Genomic DNA, 16,558 nt, shown 5'->3' with positions numbered 1-16,558 from the left:
AGCGGTCGAAGTGTCCACATCGTGGACACCTTGACCTCTCGCATACCCCACCACCACCGTGTTGTCACGGAGGCCGGGGTCGGCCGCCTACAGGTGCTTATGCAGCCGGCGCGCCGCCTCGGACACCGAGCCGGACAGCGAGGGGTACACCGTGAAGGTCTGGGCCATGTCATCGACATGCAACCGGTTCTGCACCGCCAGGGCGATCGGGTAGATCAGTTCGGAGGCCCGCGGGGCGACCACGACGCCGCCGATCACCGTGCCGGAACCGCGGCGGGCAATGATCTTCACGAAGCCTTCCTTGATGTTCATCATCTTCGCCCGGGCGTTGGTGGCCAGGTCGAGCTTGATGATGTCGCCCTGGTATTTGTCCTCGTTCACCTGGGCTTCGGTCACCCCGACGGTGGCGATCTCGGGGCTGGTGAAGATGTTGGAGGAAACCTCGTGGGTCTTCAACGGCCGGACCCCGTCCCCCATCAGGTGGGCGATGGCGATCCGGCCCTGCATGGCCGCGACGGAGGCCAACGCGAAGACGCCGGTGCAATCGCCGGCGGCATAGACGTTGGAGGCGGTGGTGCGCGAGACCCCGTCGACCTGGATATGGCCGGAGTCGTTCATTTCGATGCCGGCCTCCTCCAGACCGATGCCCGAGGTGTTCGGGATGCCGCCGACGGCCAGCAGGCAGTGGCTGCCTTCCAGGACGCGCCCGTCATCGAGGGTGACCTTCACGCCGTCCGCGGTCCGGTCCACCGCCTGGGCACGCGACCTGGCCGTCACTTCCAGGCCGTTGGCCTCGAAGGCCTCCTCCAACACCGCGGCGGCGTCGGCATCCTCGCCGGGCAGCACGCGTTCACGGGAGGACACCAGGGTCACCCGGCTTCCCAGCAGGCTGTAGGCCGAGGCGAACTCGGCACCAGTGACACCGGATCCCACGACGATCAGATGTTCGGGAAGTTCCTTGAGGTTGTAGACCTGGGTCCAGTTGAAGATGCGTTCGCCGTCGGGCTTGGCGGTCGGCAGTTCACGGGGGTGGGCGCCCAGGGCGAGGAGGATGGCATCGGCTTCCAGGGTCTCTTCGCCCCCATCGGTGCGGGCGACGGCGATGGTGCGGTTGTCCAGCAGGCGCCCCGTGCCCAGGACGACCCGGACCCCGGCGCGTTCGAGGCCGATGCGGATGTCCCTGGACTGGTTGTGGGCCAGCTCCATGAGCCGGGCGTTCACCACCGGCAGGTCGGCGCTGGCATCGGCCTTGCCCTCGACGGTCACGCCGAAGGAACCGGCACCGCTGACCCGGCGCATGGCATCGGCGGTGGCGATCAGGGTCTTGGAGGGCACGACGTCGGTCAAAACGGCCGCACCGCCCATGCCGGCCCGCTCGACGATGGTCACCTCGGCTCCGAGTTGGGCCGCCACGGTGGCCGCCTCATAGCCACCCGGTCCGCCGCCGAGGATGATCAAACGCTGGGAAGTTCTGCTCTGTTCTACGCTCACGCCAGCCCATTCTCCACTACCGGCGGGCAACTTGCACGCCAGGGCCTGTACCGGCATCGGGGCATCCACCGGTAGATTGGTGGGGTGAACGATTTCAACGAAGATCCCTTCCATCTGGCCGGCCAAGCCGCTGCCGCCATCGCCGAGCAGACCGGCGTGGCAGCCCACGACATCGCCCTGGTCCTGGGCTCGGGGTGGGGCGAGGCCTCCGAACTGATCGGGGAGACCACCCATACCCTGGATGCCCCGACCCTTCCGGGGTTCCACTCCCCCGCCGTCGTCGGTCATGTCGGAACGATCCGCTCCGTCCTGACCCCGGCCGGCAAGCGGGTCCTGGTGCTCGGCGCCCGGACCCACTTCTACGAAGGCAAGGGCGTGCGTTCGGTCGTGCACGGGGTCCGCACGGCCGCGGCCGCCGGCTGCACCACCCTGGTGCTGACCAACGGTTGCGGTGGCCTCAACGAGGCCTGGACCCCGGGGACGCCGGTGCTGATCAGCGACCACATCAACCTCACCGCGGCCTCACCGCTCGAGGGGCCCACCTTCGTGGACCTGACGGACCTGTATTCCCCGCGGCTGCGCGCGATCGCCCACGAGGTCGATCCGGCCCTGGACGAGGGCGTCTACGCCCAGTTCACCGGCCCGCATTACGAGACCCCCGCCGAAGTCCAGTACGCCAAACGCATCGGCGCGGACCTGGTCGGCATGTCCACCGCCCTGGAGGCCATCGCGGCCCGCCATGCCGGCCTGGAGGTCTTCGGCATCTCCTTGGTGACCAACCTCGCCGCCGGCATCAGCCCGGTCCCGCTGAGCCATGCCGAAGTCATCGAGGCAGGCCAGGCCGCCGGACCACGCATCTCGAAGCTGCTCGCCGATATCGTCGGACGTCTCTGAGCCTTCCGGCCCACCCCGCAGCATCTGCCCGATCCCAAGGAGCACCGTGAACCCCACCTCCGCACAGCCCGACGACCTGGTGGCCCGCGCCGAAGCCTGGGCCGCCGAAGACCCGGACCCGACCACCGCCTCCGAGCTCAAGGCCCTGCTGGCCGCTGCAGCGGACGACGCCGGTTCCCGCGCGGAACTCGCCGACAGGTTCTCCGGCCCCCTGGCCTTCGGCACCGCGGGCCTGCGCGCGGCCCTGGGCGCAGGCCCGAACCGGATGAACCGTGTGGTCGTACGCCATACCGCGGCCGGTGTCGCCCGGTACCTGCTCGATATCGCGGCCGGGGCGTACACCCCGCGGGCCGTGGTGGGCTTCGACGCCCGCTACAACTCTGATGTCTTCGCCGAAGAGACCGCAGCGATCTTCACCGCGGCGGGCATCGAGACGTTCCTGATGCCTTCCCGTCTGCCCACCCCGGTGCTCGCCTGGGCGGTGTTGGCCCTGGACTGCGAGGCGGGGGTCATGGTCACCGCCAGCCACAACCCGCCGCAGGACAACGGGTACAAGGTCTACCTCGGCGGCCGGGCCGTGACCGATGCCGGCCAGGGCGCCCAGATCGTAGCCCCCATGGATGTCGATATCGCCGAACGCATTGCCGCCAGCGGACCGCTCCCGGAACTGGAACTGGCCCGGGACGGCTGGACCGTCCTGCCCGCGGCCGGCGAACCCGGGGACATCCAGGAACGCTACCTCCAGGCGATCACCTCCCTGGTTCCGGCCCAGGGCACGGAGCGAGCGGAGCGGTCGGCCCTGCGGATCGTGTTGACCCCGATGCACGGGGTCGGAGGCGACACGATGAGCCGGGCCTTCACCGCCACCGGATTCACCGACGTCCGGATGGTGGCCGAACAAGCAGCACCGGACCCGGACTTCCCCACGGTCGCCTTCCCAAACCCGGAGGAGCCCGGGGCCATCGACCTGGCCCTGGCCCTGGCCCGGGACGTGGACGCCGATCTGGTCATCGCCAACGACCCGGATGCCGACCGCTGCGCAGCGGCCGTGCACGACCCGGATGCCGGATGGCGGATGCTCTCCGGCGACGAGGTCGGGGCACTGCTGGGCCTCCACGTCGCCCGCCGCCTCGCCGGGGGCCCGGCCGCGGGCGGGCAGGCACCGGTCTTCGCGAACTCCATCGTCTCCTCCCGGCTGCTTTCGCGCATCGCCGCCGGCGCCGGCATCGCGCACGGGGCGACCTTGACCGGTTTCAAATGGATCTCCCGGGTTCCGGGGCTGTCCTTCGGCTATGAGGAGGCGCTGGGATACTGCGTGGCCCCCGAACTCGTGCGCGATAAGGACGGGATGTCCGCGGCCCTGCTGCTGGCCGATTTCGCCGCCCGGTTGAAGGCCTCCTCCCGCACCCTGCTCGACGAACTCGACGAACTGGCCCTGGAGCACGGGCTGCATGCCACGGACCAGCTTTCGGTCCGGGTGTCCTCGCTCGAGGAGCTCCAGGCACTCATGGCCCGGCTGCGCACCCGGGCCCCGGCGGTCTTCGCTGGATCGGAGGTGACGACCGTGACTGATCTGTCCGCCGGCACCGACGGGTTGCCACCCACCGATGCGATGCTCTTCACCACCGCCGACGACAGCCGGGTCATCGTCCGCCCCAGCGGGACCGAACCCAAGCTCAAGTGCTACCTGGAGGTCATCGAACCGGTGGCCTCGCCCGGGGATCTGCCCGACGCCCGCGCCCGGGCCCGCCAACGTCTGTCCGCGGTGCGCACCGACACCGGCACCGCACTGGGTCTCTGACCCCACCGCCACCACCAGAAACCCACCGAGAGGTAGATATGTCCCAGCCCACCGGCAGCACCATCGCCGCCTACATCGACCACACGCTGCTCAAGCCCGATGCCTCCCGCGAGGCCGTGCTGAAGATCGCCGCCGAAGCCGCCGAATATGGTTTCAAATCAGTCTGCGTCAACCCCCTCTGGGTACCGACCGTCGCCCAGGCGCTGAAGGGCACGCAGGTCCTGACCTGCTCGGTCATCGGTTTCCCCTTCGGCGCGACGACGACCGCGGTGAAGTCCTTCGAGGCCGCCGGCGCCATCGCCGACGGTGCCAGCGAAATCGACATGGTCATCGACATCGCCGCGGCACGCCGCGGGGATCGGGATGCCCTGGTCGCCGATATCGGTGGGGTCGCCCATACGGTGCACGACGGCGGGGCGATCCTGAAGGTGATCATCGAGACCTCCCTGCTCGACGACGCCGCCAAGGTGCTGGCCTGTGAAGCGGCCGCCGAAGCTGGAGCCGATTTCGTGAAGACCTCCACCGGTTTCGCCGGCGGCGGGGCCACCGTGGCCGATGTCGAATTGATGCGTCGCACGGTCGGCCAACAGCTGGGGGTGAAGGCCTCCGGATGGGTTCGTTCCCTCGCCGATGCCCAGGCAATGATCGAGGCCGGAGCCACCCGGCTTGGAGCCAGCTCAGGAGTTGCTATTGTAGAGGGTGAGCAGGGAACCGCCGGCTACTAGCGCGAGCGCGCACCACCGCCAGCCGGCGCTGGACAACAAGGAGAATCACCGTGTACTCAGAGGGCAAGAGCAAGGCCTACTCGGGCCAGGGCAACTTCGCAGGCAACTTCCTGGCTTTCGCCGTGTTCTTCATCCTCTTCCTCGGCGCGCTGTATTCATTGACCTTCTGGACGCTGGAGAACGCCTGGCTGCCGGGTCTCGCCTGCTTCGGCCTCGCCTTCCTGGCATTCGGCATCCCCCAGCACCTGCTGGGCCGTTCGGATTCGCACCAGGCCGATCGCGTCGTGGCTGCCGAGGTCGTCAAGAAGTAGCGCCCCACCGCACCATCCACCGAAGGTGCCCGCCGGTTTTCCGGCGGGCACCTTCGTCGTTTCCCCGTGCGTGGGGCGCTGCGCAGCGGCGTCGAACACGTTAGTGTGGGCCTCGGGTTCCATACCGGATCCCACGCTTGAGCTAAAGGAGGATTGCAATGCGCATCTTTACGTTTCTGGCAGGAGCAGCGGTGGGATACCTCGTGGGCGCCCGCGCCGGCCGCGAGAGATATGACCAGATCCGCGATAAGGCCCAGGACCTGTGGAACGACCCCCGCACGCAGGAAACACTGAACGACGTCGGATCCACGATCAAGGAAAAGGCACCCGAGGTGGGTTCGGCCGCCGCATCGGCGGCGGGCACCGTGGCCGGCAAGGTCAAGGAAACCGCGGCCAATGCCTCGCATCGCGCCCCCTCCTCCGACTCCGCCGACGACTCCGGGACCCCGCCGCATGCCGGCGACCACATCTCCGATCCGTCGCTGGGCTCGGCCGGCGGCACCAGCGACTGGTCCGATGAGGGCGGCGCCACGCCGTCGGGCCCCAGCGCCGTCAACTAACGGCCAGTCCCCCCGGGTTCCGGGGCATCGCCGACGGCATGGACGCGGCCCGGTCGAACCACCATGGTTCGGCCGGGCCGCGTCGTGGGTCGGGCACTTCAGTCCTCGAAGAGCGCCTCCAGCACCTGTCCCGCCCAGGTGAGGATCGCCGCGTCGGCCAGGTCCCGCCCACCGATGGGAGCCGTCTTGGGTTTCGGGATCATCACCGCGTCCAGGGCAGGCTTGTTCTGCGCCCCCTTGTACATGCGGTTCAGCCGCAACAATTTCGATTCGGGCAAGGTGGCGGGGGCGAACTTGATGAAGTTGCCCTGCATCGCCACATCGGTCAGCCCCGCGGCACGCGCCCTGACCCGGAAGCGGGCCACCTCGACCAGGTTGACCACCGGTGCCGGCGGTTCACCGTAGCGGTCGGTCAGCTCGTCGACGACGGCGTCGATGGCGTCGGCGTCGGTGGCACCGGCCAACTTGCGGTAGGCCTCCAGGCGCAGCCGCTCCCCCGGCACGTAGTCGTGCGGCAGGTGGGCGTTGACCGGCAGCTCGATCTTCATATCGGCCACCTTCTCCTCAGCCTCGCCCTTGAAGTCGGCCACGGCCTCACCGACCAGCCGGATGTACAGGTCGAACCCGACCCCGGCGATATGCCCTGACTGCTCACCGCCGAGCAGGTTGCCGGCACCGCGGATCTCCAGGTCCTTCATCGCCAGCTGGAAACCCGACCCCAGTTCATTATGGGCCGCCACGGCCTTGAGCCGTTCCAACGCCACCTCGCCCAACGGCTTCTCGGCATTCCAGAGGAAATAGGCGTAGGCCCGATCACGGCCACGTCCGACCCGGCCGCGCAACTGGTGCAGCTGGCTCAGCCCGTAGTTGTTAGCCCGGTCCACGATCAGGGTGTTCGCATTGGAGATGTCCAGACCGGTTTCGATGATGGTGGTGGAGACCAGGACATCGAATTTCCTGTCCCAGAAGTCCACGATGATCTGCTCGAGCCTGGCTTCGCTCATCTTCCCGTGGGCGACCTCGACCCGTGCCTCGGGGACGATCTCCCGCAGCTTCGCCGCGACGGAGTCGATCGAGGAGACCCGGTTGTGCACGAAGAACACTTGTCCTTCACGCATGAGTTCACGTCGGATCGCCGCGGAGACCTGTTTATCGGTATGCGGGCCCACATAGGTGAGCACCGGATGGCGTTCCTCCGGCGGGGTGGCCAGCGTTGAGGTCTCCCGGATGCCGGTCAGTGACATCTCCAGGGTCCGCGGGATCGGCGTCGCGGACATGGCCAACACGTCCACGTTGGTGCGCATCTGCTTCAGCGCTTCCTTGTGTTCGACGCCGAAGCGTTGCTCCTCGTCGACGACCACCAGGCCCAGGTCCTTGAACTGGACTTCCTTGGACAGCAGCCGGTGCGTGCCCACGACGATGTCGATCGACCCGTTCTTGAGCCCCTCCACCGCGTCCTTGGCCTCCTTGGGGGTCTGGAAGCGCGAGAGTGAGGCCACCCGGACGGGGAAGCCCGAGAAGCGGTCCCCGAAGGTCTCGACGTGTTGGCGGGCCAGCAGGGTCGTGGGCACCAGCACGGCCACCTGCTTGCCATCCTGCACCGCCTTGAAGGCGGCCCGCACCGCGACCTCGGTCTTGCCGAATCCGACGTCGCCGGAGATCAGCCGGTCCATCGGGATCTCCCGCTCCATATCGGCCTTGACCTCGTTGATCGTGGTCAGCTGGTCCGGGGTTTCGATGAAGGGGAAGGCCTCCTCCAGTTCGGACTGCCACGGGGTGTCCGGGGCGAAGGCGTGGCCCCGTGAGGCCATGCGCGCCGAATAGAGCTTGATCAGATCGGCGGCGATCTCCTTGACCGCCCGCCGCGCCTTGGACTTCGTGTTCGACCAGTCGCTGCCACCCATCTTGGACAGGGAGGGGGCCTCCCCACCGACATAGCGGGTGACCTGGTCCAACTGGTCGGTGGGCACGAAGAGCTTGTCCCCCGGGGCCCCGCGTTTGGACGGGGCATATTCGAGCACCAGATATTCGCGCACCGCCCCCGAGGCGCCGCCGACCTTGCGCTGGATCAGCTCGACGAAGCGGGCGATGCCGTGCTGTTCGTGCACCACGAAGTCGCCTTCGCTCAACTGCAGCGGGTCGACCGCATGACGGCGGCGGGCCGCCAGTTTGCGGGTGGACTTCGCCGAATAGGCGCTGGACCGGCCCAACAGGTCGGCCTCGGTGAGCAGGCCCAGCTTGAGCGAGTCGAAGACGAAACCCCGGCCGGCCACCGCCGTCGTGATTTCGATCAACCCCTCCGTCGGGGTGTCGTCCACGCTGTCCACCCGGTGGCAGGGAATCCCGGCCTCGTGGAAGAGCTCGGCCAATCGGCTGGCCGGGCCGGGGCCGTCGGTGGCCACGACCACCCGCCAATCGTCGCGGACCCGCGAGCCGATGAACTCCATCATCTCGGCCACGTCCCCCTGGTAGCCGCGGGGTTCACGGGCCTGGACGTTGAGCGAGTCGATATCCAGCTCGACGTCCTCGTCCTGGGTCAGCGAGGTGATCGACCACCAGCTGACCTTCGAATCCAGGGCGTTGGACCGGGTGTCGGCCAGGGTGGAGAAGTTCCCGGCGTCCAGGGCATCGTTCAGCCCCTGGGTCTGGAGCAGGTCCACGGGGGCCGCCCCGCCATCGGAGGCGGTGGACCAGGCAGCGGCCAGGAATTCGGCATTGGTCTCGGAGAGGTCGTGGGAGCGGGTCCTGACGCGTTCGGGTTCCATGACGACCGCGACGGAGTCGGCGGGCAGTTGGCTGACGAAGGGGACCATGGCATCGACCAGGACCGGCGCCAGCGATTCCATGCCCTCCACGGCAATGCCGCCGGCAATCTTTTCGAGCATGTCGGCAGCCGCCGGCATCTCGGTCTTCAATCGTGCGGCGCGGGACATCACCGACGGGGTGATCAGTAGTTCGCGGCACGGTGGGGCGTAGAGGACCGTGGGATCGGCAATGCCGCCCTCGGACTTATCCGCCTTGGAGAAGGACCGTTGGTCGGCCACGGCGAACCAGCGCATGGTTTCGACTTCGTCGCCGAAGAAGTCCACACGGATCGGGTGGTCCTCGGTGGGCGGGAAGACGTCGAGGATGCCGCCGCGGACGGCGAACTCCCCCCGGTGGGTGACCATGTCCACGCGGGCATAGGCCGCTTCGGCCAGTTCGTGGATGACGTCGTCGAAGGGGCGTTCCTCCCCCGTGGCCAGACGGACCGGGGACAACTCCCCCAGCCCCTTGACCAGCGGTTGGACCACTGAGCGGATGGGGGCGACGAGGACCTTCAGACTGCCGTCGGGATGCGCGAGGCGGCGCATCACATTCAGTCGCCGGCCCACCGTGTCCGACCGGGGCGACAACCTCTCATGCGGGAGGGTCTCCCAACTGGGGAACTCGTCGACGGCGCCGTCGGGGAGATAGGCGCGCAGGGCCCCGGTCAATTCCTCGGCCTCCCGGCCGGTGGCGGTGACGGCCAGCACGATCCCCCCACCGGCGGTGGCCAACCCATCAACCATTTCGGTCACCAATGCCGCCCGCAGCCCCGCGGGGGCCGCGACCTGCAGATCCTGACTGCGATCGTCGAAACCCTTCGACGCGTAGGTGCGCACGCGCGCATAGGACGGGTCGGCGGCCAACGCCGCACGAAGGCCAGTCAGGGCCATGGGGTTCCTTCCGGGAAACAGCACAAAAGCCCGGAATCCATGCAGGATCCCGGGGAGAGTGCCAGCTTACCGCGATTCACCCCCGGACCCGTAGCATGGGCCGGGACCGCGCTACGCCTCCGGGACGCAGCGAGGAGCCATCCACGCCTAACCCCCAGCACAGGAGTGCCATGCCGCTGAACGCTTCCACCTCGCTGCCGTACCCCGTTGACGCCCTGACACGGGTCTTCACCCGGAAGGACTTCGCCGAGCACATCAGCCAGCGGGCCGGGGCCACGTTGAACGATTTCACGGTCTCCGGAGCCACCGAGGCCGCGTTCACCATGACCACGACCCGGACCGTGCCCACCGACCGGCTCCCGGATATGGTCAAGAAATTCGTCGGGGCGACCCTGACGGTCACCCAGGAGGAGCACTGGTCGGCGCCGGCCGCCGATGGTTCCCGCACCGTGGACATCACCATCGATGTCGCCGGGGCCCCCGTGACCGTGACCGCCGTGCAGAAGCTCGTCACCGACAGCGAAGGCACCACGGTCGAGCTCAAGGGCAAGGTCAGCTCGTCGATCCCGTTCCTGGGCCCCAAGATCGCCTCCAGCGCCGAACCCATGCTGGCCAAGGTCCTGAACCTGCAGACCAGTGAAGCACGCACGTGGCTGGACCAGAAGCAGTAGCCCTCGGCGGCCGGCGCCGCCGCCTGGTGGCCCTGGCCCTCACGGCGGCGCTCTACCTGCTCGCGGTGGCCTTCATCGTCTTTTGGCCGGTCCCCGTCGACCGTCCCGCCCAGGATGCCCTCCCCCGGTTGCTGGAGAGCTGGCACGCTGCCGGGGTTCCCGCCTGGGTGGACTACCAGCTGATCGAATGGCTGGCCAATGTGGTCATGTTCCTGCCCTGGGGCGTTCTGGGCACCTTGCTGCTGCCCCGCCGCCGGTGGTGGGTGGTCCCTTTCTCCGGCCTCCTGGCCAGTGCCGCGGTGGAAAGCGCCCAATACATCTTCCTTCCGGCCCGCTTCGCTTCGAGCGCCGACATCGTGGCCAATACCGCGGGCGCGGTGCTCGGATTCGTGGCCACCGCACTCGTCATTTTTTGCTTCCGGCGCTGGCGGAAGCGGTAGGATCGGTGACGGTGAGCCGGGAAGTCTGGTCGGCAACGCAACAACCATGCCCACTCGAAGTTGAGGACGATTCATGACCAATCCCGAACCCGCCCCTCCACGCCGGACGATCCTGGGGCTTGGCAGCTACCGCGAATCCGAGCGCATCGGGGCCATCCTGCGCAAGGAAACCGTCGGTGGCCTCGTGCTCATCGTCGCCGCCGCGGTCGCCATCATCTGGGCGAACACCCCCTGGGGCGATAGCTACTTCGCGCTGCGTGACCTGCACCTGAACGTCCCCATCCCCGGGCTTGATCTCGATCTGAGTCTGGGACATTGGGCCTCGGACGGCCTGTTGGCGGTGTTCTTCTTCCTGGTGGGCCTGGAGTTGAAGAAGGAATTCGTCATCGGCGACCTCCACGACTTCAGCAAGGCGATCGTCCCGGTCACCGCGGCCTTCGGCGGGGTACTCATCCCCGCGCTGATCTACGTGGCGCTCAATGTCAGCGAGGGCGGCTCCACCCTGCATGGCTGGGCCATCCCCACGGCCACCGACATCGCCTTCGCCGTCGCCGTGCTGGCAGTGATCGGTTCCAGCCTGCCCTCTCCCCTGCGGATCTTCCTGTTGACCCTGGCGGTCGTGGATGACCTGATCGCCATCATGATCATCGCCATCGTCTACACGGACACCCTTGATTTCGTGTTCCTGGGTCTGGCGCTGATCCCGTTGGCCCTGTTCTTCGTCATCTCCCACCGGTACCAGAAGTACTTCGCGACCCGTGCCTGGACGGCGTGGGTCATCCTGCTGCCGCTGGGGATCGTGACCTGGGTCTTCGTCCTGCAGTCCGGCATCCACGCCACCGTTGCCGGGGTCCTGCTGGGCTTCTCGGTGCCGGTGCTCCGGCACGACCGCCGGCAGGGTACGGGGGTGGCCGAGCGTTTCGAGCACCGCTTCCGCCCGTTGTCCTCCGGCTTCTGTGTCCCGGTCTTCGCATTCTTCTCCGCCGGCGTGGCCCTCGGCGGCGTCGAAGGCATCACCAAGGCCTTGTCTGATCCGGTGGTCTGGGGCATCGTGGCCGGGCTGGTCCTGGGCAAGCCGATCGGCATCCTGGGCTCGACCTTCCTGCTGACCAAGACCCGACACGCCAATCTGGACCCCGCGGTGCGTTGGGTCGACCTGCTGGGGGTCACCCTGCTGGCGGGGATCGGCTTCACGGTCTCCCTGCTTGTATCCGAATTGAGTTTCGGGCTCGAGTCCCCGCACTACGAACATGCCAAGGTGGCCATCCTCACCGGTTCGTTGCTGGCCGCGGTGCTCGGCGCCGCCTGGCTGATTCCGCGCAACCGGCGGTATAAGAAGTGGGAACTCAAGGCCCAGCGCGACGACGATGCCGACGGCATCCCGGACATCTACCAGCAGGACTGATCCGGTGGACGTCAGCTAGGTACCGGCCGGCCCGGTTCCGGCATCGAGCAGGGCCTGTTCGGCGGCCACCCAGGCCAGCATCGCGCATTTGACCCGGGCCGGGAAACGCGAAACCCCGGCGAAGGCCGCGGCGTCCCCGAGGACCTCCTCATCGGCTTCGAGGTTTCCGCGCGAACGCATGAGGGTCCTGAAGGCGTCGGCCAGGTCCACCAGGTTTCCCCGGCTGGTCCCGGCGGCCAGGTCGCTGAGTACGGAGGCGGAGGCCATGGAGATCGAACACCCATCGCCTTCCCAGCTGATCCTCGTGATGAGCTGGCCCTCGGTCTCCACCCGCAGCCGGAGCTGGTCACCACAGACCGGGTTGTGTTGATGGGACTCCCCCCAGACGTGCCCGGCTTCCGGGGCGATGAGCCCCTCGCCCAGGCGTCGTTTGGAATGATCGAGGATCACCTGCTGGTAGAGCTGTTCCAACTCGCTCATGCGCCCACCCCGAAGAAGCCCCGCACATCCGCGACGGCATTGAGGAACGTGTCCACGTCCTCGGCGGTGTTGTAGAGATAAGTGCTGGCCCGGGTGCTTGCCGTGACGCCCAGAGCACGATGCAACGGTTGCGCACAGTGGTGTCCGACGCGTACTGCCACCCCACGGCTGTCCAGGAACTGGCCCACGTCATGGGGGTGAACCCCCGGGATGTCGATGGTTGCCGTGCCGATACGCGCTCCCGTCGTGGGGCCCAGCTGGCGAATCCCCGGAATCGAGGTCAGGCCGGCGGAGAGCCGTCCGCCCAGGTATTCTTCCCAGGCTGCGATCCGTTCCATCCCGACCTCGTCGAGGTAGTCCACGGCGGCGGCTAGTGCGACAGCCTGGGAGATCCGCTGGGTACCCGCCTCGAAGCGGGTGGGTGCGGGCAGGAATTCGGCCCGTTCCATCGTGACGGAAGTGATCATCGAACCCCCCGTCAGGAAGGGCGGCATCGCATCGAGTAGTTCCCGGCGGCCGTAGAGGGCTCCGATGCCGGTGGGGCCGAGCATCTTATGGCCGGAGAACGCCATGAAGTCGACGCCTAGCGCCTTGACGTCCACGGGGAGGTGGGGCACCGATTGGCAGCCGTCCAGGACCGTGAGGGCACCCACGGTAGCGGCCAGGCGGACCAGTGCGGCGACATCGGTGACGGTGCCCAAGACGTTGGAGACGTGGGTGAAGGCCACGATCCGGGTGCGGGGCCCCACCAGATGAGCCGCCAGGTCCATGCGCAAGGCCCCTTCAGCGTCGACCGGGATGTATTTCAGGCTGGCACCGGTACGCGCTGCCAGTTCTTGCCACGGGATAAGGTTGGCATGGTGTTCGAGCTCGGTGACGAGGATCTCGTCCCCCGGTCCGAGGGCGAACCGTCGTCCGGGCTCTCCGCCGAGTCCCGCGCTGGCATTGGAGAACGAGTAGGTCAGCAGGTTCAGCGCCTCGGTGGCATTGGAGGTCCATACGATCTCCTCGGTGCCGGCCCCCACGAACCGGGCCGTCTTCTCGCGGGCCTCTTCGTAGATGTCGGTGGCCTCCACCGCCAGGCTATGGGCTCCGCGGTGGACGGCGGCGTTGAAGTTCTCGTAGAAGTGCTGTTCGGTATCCAGCACGGACTGGGGTTTCTGCGAGGTGGCCCCCGAGTCCAGATACACCAGGGGGACGGAATTGACGCTGCGTTCCAAGAGCGTGAAGTCACCTCGCAGACGCCGCACTTCGGTGTCGTCCAACGGGGCCAGGGGCTGGTCGGTCTGATCCGCTCCACGGGGGCCGGTAACTGTTTCCACGCTCGTTAAGTCCTTGGATCGGGAATGATCGGCGGGGCATCGGCCCCGTGGATTCCGCAACGAATCCATGACCTAATCATCGCACGGGACGGCCGGTGCGTTCACGTCAGCCCAGCCTTACCCGTTGATTCCGGACACGAAAAAGGGGCCGATAGCAGGATGGGGGTGGCCCAGTCTCAGAGGCCTCCCGCTACCGGCCCCGCTTAAGGGAGCCATAAGGCATGGATCGATAGTATGTGAAATTTTTGTCATAAGAAAATCGAACAGATCCCAGCGCGGTGGGTAGCGCTACGCACCGTGATGTTTCTGCTGCGCCGCCTGCAGGCCCTCGCGAATGAGTAGTTCCGCGGCATCGGCGGCATCATCGAGCAGGAAGGGCAGTTCCTTGCGTTCGGTGGTGCCGAAATCGCGCAGCACGAAGTCTGCAGTTTCCATCCGTCCAGGGGGCCTACCGACGCCGACACGGACCCGGTAGTAATCCTTGGTCGACAAGGCCTTCGAGATATCGCGGAGTCCGTTATGGCCGCCCTCTCCCCCACCGAGCTTCATTTTAATGGTGTTGAAGGGAATATCGATTTCGTCATGAATCGCAATAATGTGCTCTGGATCCACATCGAAGAACCGGGCCAGGCCGGCGACCGGGCCACCCGAGAGGTTCATGTACGTCATCGGCTGGGCCAGAATCAGACGGGGACCGCCGATACCCAGCCGCCCTTCGAGGACCTGGGCGTTGGCCTTATGCGCTTTGAAGGAGCCGCCCAGACGGGTCCCCAGCTCTCGGAGGACCATTTGGCCCACGTTATGCCTATTAAGGGCGTAGCCGGGCCCGGGGTTTCCGAGCCCGGCTACGATCCAGGTGTTGCTTGCCATCAGAGCAGGAAGGTTCCCTACTCTGCCGACTCGGCGGCGGCAGGGGCGACGGCCTCGGTGGCCTCGTCCTCTTCTTCTTCCTCACCGAGGTCCTGGACCTTCGGCTCGTCGATGGTGGCGATGACGGTGTCTTCCTCGATCAGCAGGGTGACGCCCTTCGGCAGCACCAGATCCGAGGCCAGCACGTGGTTGCCGATTTCGCGGCCCTCGACACTGACGGTAACCTGCTCCGGCAGGTTGGTGGCGTCGGCCTCGACGTAGACGGTGTAGGCATCAACTTCCAGAACGGCGCCCGGAGCAACTTCACCCTCGAGGTTGATGGAGACGTCAACGTTGACCTTCTCGCCCTTCTTCACGGTCAGCAGGTCGAGGTGATCGACGGTCTGGCGCAGCGGGTGGCGCTGGATGTCCTTGGCCAGCGCCAAGTGGGTCTTGCCCTCGACGTCGATGGTCAGCAGGGCGTTGGAGTAACGCACGGCCAGCGTGGTCTCCTGATTGGGCAGCAGAACGTGCAGCGGCTCGGCGCCGTGCCCGTAGATCACTGCGGGGATCTTGAAATCGCGGCGGGCCTTACGGGCAGCACCCTTGCCGAAATCGGTGCGGACCTCTGCGGGCAGAACGACTTTGTCGTGAGTCATGGAATATCTCCTGGGATTTGTGGCTGTTGCGGTCTGTCCAGGCATATCGGGGTCCGGACACCGAGCGAAGCCGATCCCGCAGGATGGACGCCGAGGGCGTGGGGCCTTGTCGATCACGGAAGCCACCGGATGGATCTCCGACGGTTCCCTCGCCTGGGCACTGCACATCAGTCTAGCAGCACGAAACGGGGCCGGCGTCCACCCGAAAGTGGAAACCGACCCCGTTCCGTCATCGGACGGTGTTATCAGGCGTTGCCGTCGAAGAGGCTCGTGACCGACCCGTCCTCGAAGACCTCCTTGATCGCGCGGGCGATCAGTGGGGCGATCGACAGGACGGTGAGCTGTGCGAAGCGCTTCGAGTTCGGGATGGGCAGCGTATTGGTGACCACGACCTCGCGGGCCCCCGATTCGGAGAGCCGCTGGGCTGCCGGGTCGGAAAGCACTGCGTGCGTGGCGGCGATGATGACATCCTTGGCGCCGGCGTCCATGAGCACACGCACGGCGCCTGAGATGGTTCCCCCGGTATCGATCATGTCGTCGATGAGTACGCAGGTCCGGCCCTTGACCCGACCGACCACGGTCTTGGAGATCGCCTGGTTCGGAACCGTCAGATCACGGGACTTGTGTACGAACGCCAGCGGAGCCCCGCCCAGGCGTTCGGCCCACTGCTCGGCGACGCGGACGCGTCCGGTATCCGGGGAGACGACGGTGACGTTGTCGACCTCGATGCGGGTGCGGATGTAATCGGCCAGCAGCGGGATGGCGAAGAGGTGGTCGACCGGTCCGTCGAAGAAGCCCTGGATCTGCGCGGTGTGCAGATCCACGCTCATCACACGGTCCGCGCCGGCGGTCCGGTAGAGGTCGGCGACCAGTCGCGCCGAGATCGGCTCGCGGCCTCGACCCTTCTTGTCCTGGCGAGCGTAGGGGTAGAACGGGGAGACCACGGTGATGCGGCGGGCCGAGGCACGCTTCATCGAATCAATCATGATCAGCTGTTCCATCAACCAGTTGTTCAGCGGTGCCGGGTGGGCCTGGATGACGAAGACGTCCTTGCCACGCACGCTCTCACCGGAGCGGACATAGATCTCACCATTGGCGAAGTCATAGGCGGACAAGGGCAGCAGTTCGGTGTCGAGGGCCGACGCGATCTCCTCGGCCAGCTCCGGGTGTGCACGGCCGGCGGCCAACACCAGCTTGTTGTCGACGTTGTGGCGCAGTTCGCTCATGGGTTCACTTTCTCACTCGGGAGGGT

Annotated in this window: 15 protein-coding genes; 8 read left to right on the top strand and 7 right to left on the bottom strand. The window is 67.0% G+C overall.

Annotated elements, in window-relative coordinates:
• Positions 1-87: 87 nt before the first annotated feature.
• Positions 88-1,491 (bottom strand): NAD(P)H-quinone dehydrogenase, encoded by a 1,404-nt coding sequence (locus ACT3UE_RS02220; protein ID WP_444566209.1) that lies wholly within the window; start codon positions 1,489-1,491, stop codon positions 88-90.
• Positions 1,492-1,575: 84 nt separating this feature from the next.
• Here ACT3UE_RS02220 and ACT3UE_RS02215 point away from each other — a divergent pair, with 84 nt between their 5' ends.
• The 5 genes from ACT3UE_RS02215 (at position 1,576) to ACT3UE_RS02195 (ending at position 5,782) form a co-directional block, all read left to right on the top strand.
• Positions 1,576-2,385, top strand: a complete 810-nt coding sequence (locus tag ACT3UE_RS02215; protein WP_444566208.1) for a purine-nucleoside phosphorylase — start codon at positions 1,576-1,578, stop codon at positions 2,383-2,385.
• A 46-nt stretch (positions 2,386-2,431) separates the two neighbouring features.
• Complete coding sequence (locus ACT3UE_RS02210) at positions 2,432-4,186, top strand: phospho-sugar mutase (RefSeq protein ID WP_444566207.1); 1,755 nt, start codon at positions 2,432-2,434, stop codon at positions 4,184-4,186.
• A 38-nt stretch (positions 4,187-4,224) separates the two neighbouring features.
• Positions 4,225-4,911, top strand: coding sequence for a deoxyribose-phosphate aldolase (gene deoC / locus ACT3UE_RS02205; RefSeq protein ID WP_444566206.1), 687 nt, complete (start codon positions 4,225-4,227; stop codon positions 4,909-4,911).
• A gap of 50 nt (positions 4,912-4,961) precedes the next feature.
• Complete coding sequence (locus tag ACT3UE_RS02200) at positions 4,962-5,222, top strand: hypothetical protein (protein ID WP_444566205.1); 261 nt, start codon at positions 4,962-4,964, stop codon at positions 5,220-5,222.
• Positions 5,223-5,380: 158 nt separating this feature from the next.
• The gene (locus ACT3UE_RS02195; protein ID WP_444566204.1) at positions 5,381-5,782 is read left to right on the top strand and encodes a YtxH domain-containing protein; all 402 of its coding nucleotides are present in this window, start codon (positions 5,381-5,383) and stop codon (positions 5,780-5,782) included.
• Between the two features lie 98 nt (positions 5,783-5,880).
• On the opposite strand, the gene mfd is transcribed toward ACT3UE_RS02195, so the two are convergent.
• Positions 5,881-9,480, bottom strand: a complete 3,600-nt coding sequence (mfd, locus tag ACT3UE_RS02190; RefSeq protein WP_444566203.1) for a transcription-repair coupling factor — start codon at positions 9,478-9,480, stop codon at positions 5,881-5,883.
• A gap of 170 nt (positions 9,481-9,650) precedes the next feature.
• Here mfd and ACT3UE_RS02185 point away from each other — a divergent pair, with 170 nt between their 5' ends.
• From ACT3UE_RS02185 to nhaA, 3 genes are all read left to right on the top strand, one after another.
• A complete protein-coding gene (locus ACT3UE_RS02185) occupies positions 9,651-10,151 on the top strand; it encodes a DUF2505 domain-containing protein (RefSeq protein WP_444566202.1) in 501 nt (166 codons plus the stop codon).
• Positions 10,130-10,591, top strand: coding sequence for a VanZ family protein (locus ACT3UE_RS02180; RefSeq protein ID WP_444566201.1), 462 nt, complete (start codon positions 10,130-10,132; stop codon positions 10,589-10,591). The genes ACT3UE_RS02185 and ACT3UE_RS02180 overlap by 22 nt, the downstream gene beginning before the upstream one ends.
• A gap of 73 nt (positions 10,592-10,664) precedes the next feature.
• Positions 10,665-11,996, top strand: a complete 1,332-nt coding sequence (nhaA, locus tag ACT3UE_RS02175) for a Na+/H+ antiporter NhaA (protein WP_444566200.1) — start codon at positions 10,665-10,667, stop codon at positions 11,994-11,996.
• 15 nt (positions 11,997-12,011) lie between these two features.
• On the opposite strand, the gene sufU is transcribed toward nhaA, so the two are convergent.
• From sufU to ACT3UE_RS02150, 5 genes are all read right to left on the bottom strand, one after another.
• Complete coding sequence (sufU, locus tag ACT3UE_RS02170) at positions 12,012-12,476, bottom strand: Fe-S cluster assembly sulfur transfer protein SufU (RefSeq protein WP_444566199.1); 465 nt, start codon at positions 12,474-12,476, stop codon at positions 12,012-12,014.
• Positions 12,473-13,798, bottom strand: a complete 1,326-nt coding sequence (locus ACT3UE_RS02165) for an aminotransferase class V-fold PLP-dependent enzyme (RefSeq protein WP_444566198.1) — start codon at positions 13,796-13,798, stop codon at positions 12,473-12,475. The genes sufU and ACT3UE_RS02165 overlap by 4 nt, the downstream gene beginning before the upstream one ends.
• A gap of 288 nt (positions 13,799-14,086) precedes the next feature.
• Positions 14,087-14,668, bottom strand: coding sequence for an aminoacyl-tRNA hydrolase (gene pth, locus ACT3UE_RS02160; protein WP_444566197.1), 582 nt, complete (start codon positions 14,666-14,668; stop codon positions 14,087-14,089).
• 17 nt (positions 14,669-14,685) lie between these two features.
• Positions 14,686-15,306: a 50S ribosomal protein L25/general stress protein Ctc gene (locus tag ACT3UE_RS02155; protein ID WP_444566196.1), complete on the bottom strand. Its 621-nt coding sequence runs from the start codon at positions 15,304-15,306 to the stop codon at positions 14,686-14,688.
• Between the two features lie 245 nt (positions 15,307-15,551).
• On the bottom strand, positions 15,552-16,532 hold the full coding sequence (locus ACT3UE_RS02150) for a ribose-phosphate diphosphokinase (RefSeq protein WP_444566195.1): 981 nt from the start codon (positions 16,530-16,532) through the stop codon (positions 15,552-15,554).
• Between the last annotated feature and the right edge of the window lie 26 nt (positions 16,533-16,558).

The organism is Arthrobacter sp. 179 (assembly GCF_052379645.1).
Lineage (GTDB): Bacteria > Actinomycetota > Actinomycetes > Actinomycetales > Micrococcaceae > Arthrobacter_H.
This window is presented reverse-complemented; position numbering and strand designations above follow the sequence as displayed.